The organism is Erythrobacter sp. (assembly GCA_019739335.1).
Classification (GTDB): Bacteria; Pseudomonadota; Alphaproteobacteria; order Sphingomonadales; family Sphingomonadaceae; genus Alteraurantiacibacter.
Genome location: CP073261.1, coordinates 2,167,870 through 2,180,687, shown reverse-complemented (window position 1 = coordinate 2,180,687; position 12,818 = coordinate 2,167,870). Strand labels below are relative to the sequence as shown.

15 protein-coding genes are annotated in these 12,818 nt (G+C 63.3%); 5 read left to right on the top strand and 10 right to left on the bottom strand.

Features of this window, described 5'->3' with window-relative positions:
- Positions 1–43: 43 nt before the first annotated feature.
- From leuB to JY451_10660, 5 genes are all read right to left on the bottom strand, one after another.
- Positions 44–1,102, bottom strand: coding sequence for a 3-isopropylmalate dehydrogenase (gene leuB, locus JY451_10680; GenBank protein ID QZH74199.1), 1,059 nt, complete (start codon positions 1,100–1,102; stop codon positions 44–46).
- Position 1,103: 1 nt separating this feature from the next.
- On the bottom strand, positions 1,104–1,703 hold the full coding sequence (gene recO / locus JY451_10675; protein QZH74198.1) for a DNA repair protein RecO: 600 nt from the start codon (positions 1,701–1,703) through the stop codon (positions 1,104–1,106).
- Positions 1,704–1,728: 25 nt separating this feature from the next.
- On the bottom strand, positions 1,729–1,980 hold the full coding sequence (locus JY451_10670) for an accessory factor UbiK family protein (GenBank protein QZH74197.1): 252 nt from the start codon (positions 1,978–1,980) through the stop codon (positions 1,729–1,731).
- Between the two features lie 35 nt (positions 1,981–2,015).
- Complete coding sequence (locus JY451_10665; GenBank protein ID QZH74196.1) at positions 2,016–2,567, bottom strand: tryptophan-rich sensory protein; 552 nt, start codon at positions 2,565–2,567, stop codon at positions 2,016–2,018.
- Between the two features lie 106 nt (positions 2,568–2,673).
- Entirely contained in the window at positions 2,674–3,435 is a 762-nt protein-coding gene (locus JY451_10660; protein ID QZH74195.1) for a TlyA family RNA methyltransferase, read from the bottom strand.
- Between the two features lie 196 nt (positions 3,436–3,631).
- Here JY451_10660 and JY451_10655 point away from each other — a divergent pair, with 196 nt between their 5' ends.
- The 5 genes from JY451_10655 (at position 3,632) to JY451_10635 (ending at position 7,079) form a co-directional block, all read left to right on the top strand.
- Positions 3,632–4,057 (top strand): hypothetical protein, encoded by a 426-nt coding sequence (locus tag JY451_10655; GenBank protein QZH74194.1) that lies wholly within the window; start codon positions 3,632–3,634, stop codon positions 4,055–4,057.
- Positions 4,048–4,611 (top strand): hypothetical protein, encoded by a 564-nt coding sequence (locus JY451_10650; protein QZH74193.1) that lies wholly within the window; start codon positions 4,048–4,050, stop codon positions 4,609–4,611. Before JY451_10655 ends, JY451_10650 begins: the two co-directional genes overlap by 10 nt.
- A 393-nt stretch (positions 4,612–5,004) precedes the next feature.
- Positions 5,005–6,081 carry a branched-chain amino acid aminotransferase gene (locus JY451_10645; protein ID QZH74192.1) on the top strand — a complete coding sequence of 359 codons (1,077 nt, stop codon included), beginning with the start codon at positions 5,005–5,007 and terminating at the stop codon, positions 6,079–6,081.
- A 12-nt stretch (positions 6,082–6,093) separates the two neighbouring features.
- Entirely contained in the window at positions 6,094–6,519 is a 426-nt protein-coding gene (locus JY451_10640; protein QZH74191.1) for a response regulator transcription factor, read from the top strand.
- Positions 6,520–6,611: 92 nt separating this feature from the next.
- Complete coding sequence (locus tag JY451_10635; GenBank protein QZH74190.1) at positions 6,612–7,079, top strand: DUF4199 domain-containing protein; 468 nt, start codon at positions 6,612–6,614, stop codon at positions 7,077–7,079.
- 2 nt (positions 7,080–7,081) lie between these two features.
- Here the strand turns inward: JY451_10635 and JY451_10630 are convergent, their stop codons facing one another.
- The 5 genes from JY451_10630 to JY451_10610 form a co-directional block, all read right to left on the bottom strand.
- Complete coding sequence (locus JY451_10630; GenBank protein ID QZH74189.1) at positions 7,082–7,708, bottom strand: glutathione S-transferase; 627 nt, start codon at positions 7,706–7,708, stop codon at positions 7,082–7,084.
- The gene (locus tag JY451_10625) at positions 7,701–8,687 is read right to left on the bottom strand and encodes a rhodanese-related sulfurtransferase (GenBank protein ID QZH74188.1); all 987 of its coding nucleotides are present in this window, start codon (positions 8,685–8,687) and stop codon (positions 7,701–7,703) included. Before JY451_10625 ends, JY451_10630 begins: the two co-directional genes overlap by 8 nt.
- A 284-nt stretch (positions 8,688–8,971) precedes the next feature.
- Positions 8,972–9,604, bottom strand: coding sequence for a hypothetical protein (locus JY451_10620; GenBank protein ID QZH74187.1), 633 nt, complete (start codon positions 9,602–9,604; stop codon positions 8,972–8,974).
- Between the two features lie 324 nt (positions 9,605–9,928).
- A complete protein-coding gene (locus tag JY451_10615) occupies positions 9,929–11,602 on the bottom strand; it encodes a hypothetical protein (GenBank protein ID QZH74186.1) in 1,674 nt (557 codons plus the stop codon).
- A gap of 58 nt (positions 11,603–11,660) precedes the next feature.
- Complete coding sequence (locus tag JY451_10610; GenBank protein QZH74185.1) at positions 11,661–12,677, bottom strand: DNA topoisomerase IB; 1,017 nt, start codon at positions 12,675–12,677, stop codon at positions 11,661–11,663.
- Between the last annotated feature and the right edge of the window lie 141 nt (positions 12,678–12,818).

Here is a 12,818-nt window from a genome sequence, read left to right as displayed (position 1 = left end):
CGTTACGGGGAAATGTTAACCATAAGGTTACTGGGTGCGGCACCTAGAGCCTTTCGAGCACCGCATCGCCGATCTCGGCCGTCCCCGCATCCCCCCCAAGATCGGCGCCCAGGACCTTGTCCGCCAGCGCCGCCGAAACCGCCGTCTCGATCCGCACTGCCTCGGCCTCGCGCCCCAGCGAGTATCGCAGCAGCATCGCCAGCGAGAGAATCATCGCCATCGGATTGGCAATACCCTTCCCGGCTATGTCCGGCGCGGACCCGTGGATCGGTTCGTAGAGACCGAAAGTGCCGTATGCGGTCTGCCGCTCTCCAAGCGCGGCACTGGCGAGCAGTCCGATCGAGCCGACGCACATGCTTGCCTGATCGGAGAGGATATCGCCGAACAGGTTGCCCGTCACCACCACGTCGAACTGGCCCGGATCGCGCACCAGCTGCATCGCCGCATTGTCCACATACATATGGGTGAGCGTCACATCGGGGTATTCCGCATGCGTCTCGATCACAACATCGCGCCACAACTGGCTGGTTTCGAGGACATTTGCCTTGTCCACGCTGCATAACAACCGCTTGCGGCCCTGCGCCGCACGGAAAGCGACATGGGCGATGCGGCGCACTTCGTCCTCGGCATAGGACATGAAATCGTAGCCCTGCCGCCGCCCGTCATCGAGCACGCGGCAGGCTTTCTCGCCGAAATAGACATCACCGTTCAGTTCGCGCACAATCAGCAGGTCGATCATGCCGGCAATTTCGGGCTTCAGCGCCGACATGCTCTCCAGCCCGGAGAACATCTTCGCCGGGCGCAGGTTGGCGAACAGGTTCAATGCGCTGCGCAGGCCGAGGATCGCCTGCTCCGGCCGCAGGTGTCGTTCGAGCCCGTCACAGCCCGGATCGCCCACCGCGCCGAACAATACGGCATCGGCGGCCCGCGCCATCTCCAGCGTTTCCGGCGGCAACGGGTGCCCGTGGCGGCGATAGGCAATGCCGCCGACATCGCCTTCGAACAGTACCAGTCCCGGCAGTTCAAGCGCCGCCAGCACGCGTCGCGCCTCCGCCATGATTTCGGGGCCGATCCCGTCTCCGGGCAGTAATGCGATTTTCATGTCAGGCGATCCGTCCCAGCAATTCCCTCAGGCGTTGGCGCGCGGCCATAACGTCTCCGCGCCGGTCGGCAAGCAGGTAGTGATCGAGCGGACCCGCCAGCGCGTCCATCGCTTCGAGCACCTGCACCAGTCCGCCTTCGGGCCGCGAGTCCGCGCCGCCATAACCCAGTTCGCGCAGCAACAGCACTTCATAGCCCACCAGCGCTTCCGCCCAGCCGCGCGCGGAAGGGGCCTGGCAGATCGCATCGAGCGCGCCGCCCAATGCCTGGTAAAGCGAGGGATAGGGCTGGCGTTCAGGCAGCGCGGTGGCGGTAAGCGCGGTCACCCAACCGATGGCGGCAGCGGCCAGCGGCTCGCCCAGCCACGGCCCGCGACTAGCAACCAGTTCGACCTTGGCGAAGGGCAGCTGGCTTTCGGAGCGGGCGGACAATTGCAGGTCCACCGCATTGCCGGGAATCACCACCGGTCGCAAATTCCGCCCGCGCCCGCCCGCGACATAGCCCGCAACCAGCCCATAGTCCTCGGTCAGGAGCCGCGCGATGACGGCGGTTTCGCCGTGCTGGCGGGCAGCAACAAGAATTGCAGGAGCGCGGACGTGCATCTCGCCGTCCTAGCGCAAGCGAAGCCTACTTGTCGGCCAGTTTCGCCTCCAGCACGGCAAGCTTCGATTCGAGAATGTCCACCTTCTCGCGCGCCATGCTGGCCATGTCCTTCACCGCGTCAAACTCCTCGCGGCTGACGAAATCGAGCCCGCCCATCGCTTCGCGCATCCGGCTGCGGGCATTGTCCCGCGCTTCGCGCCCCATCCCCGCCAGCGTACCGGCAGCGGAATTGGCGATCTTGACGAAATCGGCGATGATCGGGTTTTCGCTTTGCATGGTCTCTATCTGGGAACGTGCGCCCCCTCCGTCAATCAAAACTCGTACGATTGCACTGCACCTTCGCCCTCAATCTCCACCGGATCGGGATTGAGCTGGAGGAACTGCCAGTTGAGCAGCGTCGCGAACAGGATCCAGGCGATGTAGGGCAACATCAGGATTCCGGCCCATTTGCGTACCTGGAAGAAAAGCACGGTGGTGATGATGGCTGCAGCGTCCAGCGCAATGATCACATAGAGGGCCAGCGTAATGTCCTGCTGCCCGAAGAAGCTGGGTGACCAGCACAGGTTGATCGCGAAGTGGACCAGAAAGGCAATGATCGCCCAGCGCCGCAGCTTCGATCCCCAAGCCGCACAGACCAGCGCAAAGGCAAAGCCCATCATCGCGTAAAGGATCGTCCAGACGATGCCGAACGTCGCAGGCGGCGGGAAAGTGGCGGGCTTGTCGAGCGACTGGAACCACACGCTGTCCGCCGTGCCGCCCAGTTGCCCGGCGAGGAAGCCGAGCAGCATCACGGCGGGAACGATGAACAAGGCCCAGCGGATCAGGCTGGCGCGCAATTGTCCGGGCGAGGCGAGGCGATTCATGCAATCTCCGATTCGGGTCCGGCACAGTCTTGGCCATCACGCAGGGTAAGGGCAAGCATGGCCGCGCAGCCTGTCCGGTTGCGGGGCGGTGCTGCTTCGCCCGTCATTAGCCGCGCACCGCATGGACCAGGAATTCGACATTGCCCTCGGTCCCGGTGATCGGGCTTTCGATCAGTCCTTCGATGCGCCAGCCGCTCGCGACCAGCCAGTCGGTCACTTCATTGCACACGCGCTGGTGCAGCGCCGGATCGCGGACGATCCCGCCCTTGCCGACTTCTCCCTTGGCGACTTCGAATTGCGGCTTGATCAGCGCCACTACCCGCGCCGTGGGAGCGGCAAGTTGCAGCGGCACTTCAAGCACCTTGGCCAGCCCGATAAAGCTGGCATCGCAGACCACCCAGTCGCACGGCTGGGTGATAATTTGCGGCGTCAGTGCGCGGGCATTGGTCTGTTCGAGCACCGTCACGCGCGGGTCTTGCCGCAATTGCCAGGCGAGCTGGTTGGTGCCGACATCCACCGCGAAAACGTGCGCCGCGCCGTGATGCAGCAGGACTTGCGTGAAGCCACCGGTCGAACTGCCGATATCCATCGCCACCGCGCCGGTGGAATCAAGCCCAAACTCGCGGATCGCATGATCGAGCTTCATTCCGCCGCGCCCGACCCATGGATGATCGCGCCCGCGCACTTCGATTGCCCAGTCTTCAGCCACTTGCTGCCCGGACTTGCCCATCTTTTCGAGCTTTCCGGGAGGCCCGGCGTAGACCAGTCCCGCCATCACCAGCGCCTGCGCACGGGTGCGGCTTTCCGCCTCACCGCGCTCGACGAGCAACTGGTCGATCCGGGTGCGTGAACTCTTGCGCTCGGCCATGCGCGCAGCGATAGGGGGGCACAATCGGCAGGGCCAGTGGTTCTTGCCATGATTGCGGGTTTTTCCGGTGATTTCGAAGGGTTCGATTGCCATGCAAAAAGGTCTACTCTTGTTTGTCGCTCTCCCGGCTTTGCTCCTTGCGGCCTGCAATTCCAGCGAAGAGGCTGCGCCAACGACTGAAGAAGTCGCCCAACCGGTGCCCGTTCTGACCCCTGCTGCGGTCGCCACCGCTGCGCCCGACGGCTCTGCACTTGAATCGGGCGAATGGATCGTAACCGAAGACGCCAACGGTGCCCGCGCAATGTTTGGCGAACCGGGCACCGAGCCGTTGCTCTCGCTTGCCTGTTCGCCTTCCACCCGCTCTCTGCAACTTTTCCTCGCTTCCGGGGCGACCACTGGAGAAGCCTGGCGGCTCGATGCGGGTGGTGAAGCGGCGCGGATCGACATGCAGCCCACCGATGGGCAGATCCCGGAACTGGTCGCCACGGTGGAGCAGGGTCTGCCGATCATCCAGGCAATGGGGGTGCAGGGACAGGTGTTCACGCTCACCTCGCCGCAGGGTCAGCCGCGCCAGTTCCCTGCCCATCCGGGCCTGCGAAGGGTAATCGATTCATGCAGTTGAACCTTATCCGCGTTGCGACAGGAGCGCTCGTAATCGGCAGCGCCCTGGCCCTCACCGCTTGCATTCCCCCCGCGCCGGAACCTACCCCGGCGCCCTCCCCCGCCCCTGCGCCAACTCAGGCGGCGGAGCCGAGCCAGGCTCCCCCGCAAGTCATCACACCCACCTATGACAACTGGATGGACGCGCCGCAGACCCCGGGCGACTGGCGCTATGCTGCGCAAACCGGCGCGCCTGCCGCGACGTTTGGGCCGACTGGAACCGGTTCCCTGTTTGCGCTGCATTGCGACCGCGCGAACCGCAGCGTCGCTCTGCAACGGCAGAGCAGCGTGCAGGCAGCGCGAACGATGCGCATCCGCACCGAGACATTGGACCGCGAATTGCGCGCCGAACCGGGCGCAGGCGGTCTCATCGCGTCGGTGCCAGCTACTGACAGTTTCCTCGACGCGATGGCCTTTTCCAAGGGCCGCTTTGCAGTGGAAATCGCTGGCGAACCAACGCTCTACGTCCCCGCATGGCCCGAAGTCACGCGGGTGATCGAGGAATGCCGCAGGTAGGTTGGGAAGTCCGCAGCCGGCGCGCTTGCGGAACGCACAATACTGACTGTGAAAAAGATAATTACAAGGCTTGTTTTCGCGCGCGCGCCGATTCACATTGCACAGCAAGACCGGCGGCCCACGCAGGTCTTGGGCCCCGGTGAAATGGCGGTCCTGGCTCTTACAGCGCGAAAGGAGGTGATCCGATGTCTCATGGTTCAGCAGGGAGGTCGGTGACGATCCACGCGGAGCATATTCGGTAATTCTCAATTCGCCGAGTGAGGCTTCGTGGGCGGTCGCATTGACCGCTGACCATGCGGAGGGCGGTTCCTGTTTCGGCAGGGCCGCCCTTCTCATTTGTGCCGCGCAACCTGCCCTCTTGCCTCTCTCCATCGCCCCGCCTAATCGGCGCGGATGCAGTTCGAACGCCTTCCCCACCCGTCCCCGGTTCCCTCCGCCGCACGCGATCAGGCCATTGCCGATCCCGGGTTCGGCAAGGTGTTCACCGATCACATGGTCTCGATCGACTATGACGCAGCAGAAGGCTGGCACACCGCCACGCTCGGACCGCTCCAGCCCATCCCTCTGCATCCGGCATCCAGCGTGCTGCACTATGCGCAGGAAATCTTCGAGGGGATGAAGGCCTACCGGCTGGCCGACGGCACGATGGCGCTGTTCCGCCCCGATGCCAATGCCCGCCGCTTCAACGCCAGCGCCCAGCGCCTCGCCATGCCCGAACTGCCCGAGGACGTGTTCGTTGAAGCGGTGCGGCAGGCGGTGTTGGCCGACGCCGACTGGTTTCCCAAGGTCGATGGCGGCTCGCTCTACATCCGCCCGTTCATGTTCGCCAACGAGCATTTCCTCGGCGTGCGTCCGGCGACGAAGTACAAGTTCCTCGTCATCCTCTCCCCCGCGGGCAACTACTTCAAGTCCGGCGCCCCGGCGGTTTCCGTCTGGGTGAGCGACTACACCCGCGCCGCGCCCGGCGGCACGGGTGAGGCCAAGTGCGGCGGCAATTACGCCGCCAGTCTGGTGCCGACCAAGGAAGCCTTCGCCAAGGACCACGATCAGGTCGTCTTCCTCGACGCGGCGGAGCATTGCTGGATCGAGGAACTGGGCGGCATGAACCTGTTCTTCGTGTTCGACGACGGCAGCATGATCACTCCTCCCTTGGGCGGCACGATCTTGCCCGGCATCACCCGCGACAGCCTGTTGACGCTTGCCCGCGAACAGGGGCTGGACGTGCGCGAGGAACGCTATTCGCTCGACCAATGGCGCAATGACGCCGCTTCAGGCCGCCTTGTCGAAACCTTCGCCTGCGGCACTGCGGCGGTGGTGACGGCGGTGGGCAAGGTGGCGGGGCGCGATGGCGAATTCAGCATCGGCGGCGGCGGGCCGGGACAGATGACCACTCGCCTGCGCGACGAACTGGTGGGCATCCAGCGCGGCCTGGTGGAAGACCGCCACGGCTGGGTGATGCGGCTCGACTGAGGCGCGCGGGCCATGAACCGGGCCATGCTGCGGATCGCCTTTGCCTATGGCGCGATGATCGCAGTATTCGCCCTGTTGCTGGCCTGGCTGGACTGGCGGCACCTCTCGCGCCAGTGGTCGACCGAGCTCTACGTTCTGGCCATCGCCCTCCTTTTCGCCGGGTTCGGAGTGTGGCTGGGCAATCGCCTGACCCCGCGCGTACGGCCTGCCGGTTTCACCCGCAACGAAGCGGCGCTCGCCAGCCTCGGCATCTCCCAGCGCGAATGCGAAGTGCTGGAGCATCTGGCCAAGGGATCGGCGAACAAGGTGATCGCCCGGCAGCTCGGCATCTCTCCCAACACCGTCAAAACGCACCTCGCCCGCCTGTTCGAGAAGCTCGAAGCGAGCAACCGCACCGAAGCCATTGCCCGCGCACGCGAACTGCGGCTGTTGCCGTAAATCCGGGCGATTTTGCCTAAATCACCCGTTTGGGCGATGGTGTCCGACACAAGGCTGGTGCCATGAACATGACACCAACAGGGAGACCTTGCATGACCCAGACCCGCACCATTCTCACCTACGGCACGCTTTCCGGAGCGCTGCTCTCCGTGCTGTTCCTCACCACCCTCCACTTCGGCGACATGGACAATGCGATGGGGATGGCCGTCGGCTTCCTCACCATGTTCATTGCCCTGAGCCTGATCTTCGTCGGGGTGAAGCGCTACCGCGACCATGAACTGGGCGGCGTGATCGGGTTCCTGACCGCGCTCAAGCTGGGGATCGGCATGGCGCTGATCGCCGCCGCCTTCTACGTTGTGGGCTGGGAAGCCTATCTCTTCTTCACCGACTATGCCTACGTCGATGCCATCATCGGCATGGGCTATCCCGGCTACGGCGACCCGCTCTACCGGATGCCGATCACCTTTACCGAGATCTTGCCAGTGGCGCTTATCGTGCCACTGGTGAGCGCGGCACTGCTGCGCAATCCGCGCTTCATGCCGCTGGAGGCGAAGGACTGAAGTCACAGCGCCATAGCCACTGGGGCGGCACCGGGAGACCACGGCTGCTCGCGCTGCATAATCGTCTGGAACAGTGGCGACTCGACATGCCCGGCCAGCCACGGTTTGAGATTCGGCAGGTCCACCCCGGCAAACCACTCCCGGTCCACCGCCGCGAACTGGCGTACGAAGGGGAACACGGCCGCATCGGCGAGGCCCCGCGCCGATCCGCACAACTGTCCCTGCCCCGCCAGACGACCATCGAGTTCGCGCAGGAAGGCCAGCCCGCATTTCCGGTGAACCAGCGGATCGCTGTCGTGCCGCTCGGGGTACTTGTAGCGGTCGAGGTCGTGCTTGAAGCGCCCGTCATTGGCGGCAATCAGCGCCGCGTCATCGCGCGCCAGCCAGCCCTCGGGATCGTTCCGATCCAACGCCCAGCGCATGATCGCCAGGCTCTCGTCGATCACCGTGCCGTCCGCCAGTACCAGCACCGGAACCGTGCCCTTGGGCGACAGGTTGAGCATCGCCTGCGGCTTGGCCGAGAGCTTCACCTCGCGCAGTTCGCAGGCGGTCCCGCTCACCACCAGCGCCAGCCGCGCGCGCATCGCGTAGGGGCAGCGGCGAAAGCTGTAGAGGACCGGCTCAGCCATCGCCCGCATCGGGGCCGTCGCTGTCCCGCACCGCGCCGACATGGGCATAACCGCGCTGTGCCGCGAGCAGTTCCTGCCGCTGGCGTTCGCGATAGCTGGCGCGCTGTTCCTCGGTCCGCTCTGCATGGCAGGCGGGGCAGCTTACGCCTTCCTCGTAGAGCGGGGAGGCGGCATCGGCCTCGTTCACCGGGCGGCGGCAGGCGTGGCAGAGCAGGTGGGTGCCCGGCACCAGCCCGTGGCCGACGCTCACCCGCTGGTCGAACACGAAGCATTCGCCGCGCCACTGGCTGAGTTCTGCGGGCACTTCCTCAAGGTACTTCAGGATGCCGCCCTTGAGGTGATAGACCTCCGCCACCCCCTCGGCAGCGAGGAAGGCGGTCGATTTCTCGCAGCGGATGCCGCCGGTGCAGTACATCGCCACCCTGGGCGGCTGGCCGTTGTTCGCCGCCAGCAGCCGCTCGCGGTGCTGGCGGAACCATGCGGGAAAATCGGCAAAGCTGGGGGTTTGCGGGTCTATCGCGCCTTCGAACTGGCCCACTGCCACTTCGTAGTCGTTGCGGGTGTCGATCACGATCGTGCCCGGATCGGCGATCAGCGCGTTCCAGTCCTGCGGCTCGACATAGACCCCCGCCCGTTCGCGCGGATCGAGCCCCGGCTGCCCCATCGTCACGATCTCGCGCTTCACCCGCACTTTCATGCGGTGGAACGGCATCGTGGCTGCGCCGGAGAACTTGACCTCGATCGCGGCGCAATCGGGCAGGCTGCGGATGTGATCGAGCACGGCCGTAATGCCCTCGGGCGATCCGGCAATCGTGCCGTTGATCCCCTCCTGCGCCAGCAGCAGCGTGCCCTTGACGCCGTGCGCCTTGCACAGCTCCGCCAGCGGGCCGCGCAAGGCCTGCGGATCGTCGAACCGCGCAAACCGATAGAGCGCGGCGACCTGGATCGGTCCTTCGATGGCAGGGGTGCTCAGGGACATGACGGGGGCTTTAGCTTCTGTCGGGCGGCGGGGCCAGTGGGGCGGTTTTCAGATGGGCGGGGGAATTATGGAGCAGATGGAACACTGTTCAGAGGCAAAAAGCGCGGATGTGTGGCTTTGCGGGGGGATTGTGTGACCCTGTCGCGGGGAAGCGTCAGCTTCGTGCGGCGAGGTGTCACCTTGGCACGCGAGCGGCAGGCGGACTGGAGCGGGCGAAGCAAATGGTTGGGTCATGCCCGCCAGCAGAGCCTGTTTTTGGCCGAGTAGGAAAGCGATCTAATCGTTTAACTCGACCAAGGCGGCGACCCAACTTTCTCGCTCCATAAATGATCTGACCAACCAGAATAACGGCCTATCTGATCCTTAGCTCGAATTGGCTCGTCCCAACCAAAAAACACATAGCATGAACTTCCGCTATTCGCTTTAAACTCGATCAACTTAGCATGCAAACCATTAAATGCTGATACATTTCCACGAAATAGACGGATTAGACAATAAAGATTTCTGAATCCAAAATGTGCGCCTATTACCTTACTTTTATCCCGTAAGGTGTTGAAATATGAAAACGCGCCGTCCTTATATTGCGCCTGCGCCATACCAAACGACAAGCCACACTCTTTCGCCGGCTCTTCCCAGCCTAAGAGCCAATCAGAAAGTCTTTTTCTACCAACAGTATTTATGTCTATGTCTTCTTTGAGAATTTTGGAAAACATAAATGACATGGATGATTTCAAAATAGCGCTTTCAAAAAGAAAGCCATCTATAAAATAAATTCTATCTTCTGTTAGATTTCCATTTAATAAACAATTGCCGATTTCGACTAAAACTGAATCGATTTTTTCGAAGTAAGCGTCAAGAGGACTTAATCCGTTATTGTGCCTTTCGCACAGTATCTTCGCCGTAAATCCGTCACTCATCGTCTTATTGGAAAGATGCAGTAGCTTATCCGAGGCAAGCCCGATGCCGCTGGCAAATTTTTTTACTATGGATCTTGGAAGTATATGCTCTCTAGAAATCTTCTCTGAACAATCTATTGAGGAGTTTAAATAACACTTAGGGTGCGAATATCCAGTCCTATCCCATGGGTTCCCAAATGAAAATCTGCGGCCAATTGGAAATTGAGAATCTAAGCTTTTGTGGCAATCTGCATAACGGACATTACCCCCGCAAGGGCACAAATCATCGTTGCCGTACGGCCATTGCAGATTCATGGATAGTTTTCGCTCCTCCTATTTGGAGTCTCAAATACTGTCCGGATAGACTGGCCGGATATCCACCGGGATGCCGTCCATTCCCGCGATCACCGCTTCGGCGTGTTCGTCAAGCACCGCGTAGCGCTCGAAGAACGCCTGCGTCCCCGCGTAATCGCCGCGCGCCTGGAGCATCAGTTCGGTGCGCAGCAATTCGGTCAGCCCGGCTTCAAGCTTGGCCTCGTCGATCACGAACACCTCGGCTTCCTCGTCCCAGGCGAAAGCGCCGTATTCGAGGAGAAATCCATATTGCGCCGCCGCGCCTTTGCCGTGGGCTTCCTCGATCCCGAACCGCATCGAACGGAACAGGCCGGCGAAATAGGTGGCCAGCAATTCGCTCTTTTCTGCCGTCGGCAGTTCACCGCGTTCCATCATGTAGAGCAGGTTGTACACGCCCATCACGTCGGCCTTGCTTTCCTCCAGCGCCGAATACTGCTCGCGCAGCGCCTCGTTCACGGTCGTCTGGCGGCCATCGACGGTGATCGTGCCCGGCCCGAGCGAGTGGCTGAGTTCGTGGAACAGGGTGAACAACTGCATGTAGCGGCGGCTGACGAGCGCGGCCTGATCGGGGGCCAGCACCACGTCGGCGATCGGATCGAGGATCATGTCGAACTTCGCGCCGAGCACGTTGGAGAGGATCACCTTCTTCGCGCCCTTGGCTTCGCGCACCCGTTCGTCATTGGGCAGGTTGAAGGCGATGGTCTGCACGCCGGGCACATTGTCGCCGCCGCCGTGGACCTGCTCGGCCACGGCCAGCGGGCTTTCGAAGCCGCGGGCGAAATTGTGGTATTGCGCGTCGATCGGCAGGTTGCCTTCCATGTCGCGCAGGTAGCCGACATAGCGATCGAGCGCGGCGCTTTCCTCCGGATTGCGCAGGGTGACGAAGCTCTCGAACGCGGTCTTGGTGCCGTAGAGCCGGTCGGTATAGACTTCGTAAGGGCCGATGGCGACTTCGATGGGGGTTCCGCTCAGGTCCATCCACGCCATCTCGCTTTCGAAATAGTCGTCGGTAAGGAAGCTGTCGGCGCGCAGGGTGAGGAACCGCTTGAGGCTAGCGTTGGTGGTGATTTCCGCCGCTTCGCGCAGCAGTTCGGCGGCGGGCTGGAGGAATTCGGCATATTCCTCGGAATAGGGCACGGCGACGAAGCCATCGGACCCGTCTTCGTTTTGGGCGCGCTTCACCACCGTGTAGGGGCTCATAAGTTCGTCGCGCTGGTCGGGGTTGGCTTCGAGATAGGCGTCGAATTCCTCGCGGGTCAGGTCCGCCGGGTAGAAGCCCGCGCCTTCGGGCCATTCAGTTTCGCCGAAGAAGGGCCGGTTCTCGTCCACCGCGTCCCACGGGCCGAAGTTGCGGTCGAACATCGCCAGCATCTCGGCATCGCCGCTGGCTTCGATCTCGGCGCGCATGGCGGGCAGTTCCGCGCCGCGCTGGCGGAGGTAGATCTGGTCCATGTAGCCGCTCGCCTCGATCAGCAGGTTGACCACCCGCCGCTCCTCCTCGGTGAGGTAGGAGGTGTCGGGCATCATTGCGACATCGGGCACGCTGGCGCGGCTGGCGGCCATGTCATAACCGCCCTCGCCCGCCTGCTCGGTGGCGGCGGTGCAGGCAGCGAGCAGCGCCAGCGGCGCTGTGGCGAGCGAGAGGGCGATAAGGGCGCGGCGCATGGGCGAATTCCTCGGGCTGATTACAGGTGCAACGATCTAGCCGGTCGCCGTGCCCATGTCACGCGGCGGCCAGAAGTTCCTCTGCGCCGGGCGATTCCTCCAGCAGTTCGAGCAGACCCCGTTCCCAGCGGTTGGCATAGGCGGTGCTGCGCGGGAGGCGGAGGCGCGCGCGCCATTCCTCCTGCCCCTCGACCAGCGCAAGCACGGCGGGATGGATGTAGCTCTTGCGGGTGACGGCGGGGGTGTTGCCGAGATGCTCGGCCACCTTTTCGAGCACCGTCTTGAGCGAGAGCTTCTCGGTCGCCTCCCCCAGCAGGCGGAAGGCCATCACGCTGGCATGCCAGGTGCGGAAGTTCTTGGCGGTAAAGGGTTCCCCCATCGTGTCCGCCAGCCAGGCATTGACGTCGCCCGAAGTGACCTGATGCGGTTCGCCCTCGCCGTCGATCCATTGGAAAAGGTGTTGGCCGGGCAGGTCCTGCATCCGCCGCACGCAGCGGGCCAGCGCGGCGTCGGACAGCACCATCTCGCGCTGCTTGCCGCCCTTCGCGGTGAACCTGAGCCTGAGCGTGCGGCCGGTCACCTGTGCATGGCGGCAGCGCAAGGTGGTCGCGCCGAAGCTGCGGTTGGCCTTGGCATATTGCGTATTGCCGACGCGGATCGCACCGAGATCGAGCAGCCGCACGACGCTCGCCACCGCGCGATCCTTGTGCCGCCGGGGGCTGCGCATGTCCGCCTCCACCCGCTTGCGCACCAGCGGCAGCAGCTTGCCGAAAGTGAGACAGCCATCAAACTTCTCGCTTTCGCGCGCGGTGCGGAATTCAGGGTGATAACGATACTGCTTACGCCCCTTGGCATCGACCCCGGTGGCAAGGATGTGGCCGTTGGGCGCGGGGCAGAACCATGCCGCGCCATAGGCAGGCGGCAGGGCGATCGCGTTTAGGCGCTTCTTCTCCGCCGGATCGCGGATCAGCGCGCCCTTGGCATCATAATAGGCCCACCCCTTGCCCACGCGCTTGCGGGTGATGCCGGGGAGGCTGTCATCGACGTAGATCAGCTTGGTGGGGGAAGTGGCCATGATGGCTGCAAACTCGCGGCAAGCCACTGAAGTTCCGTTGAAAGAACGCGGACGATAGACGATCTAGGCTAGGGCCAAGTTTTCCCGCCCTTGCCCTTCACCCGGCCGCTGGCCATCTGGGCGCGACACGATCCATTTGCA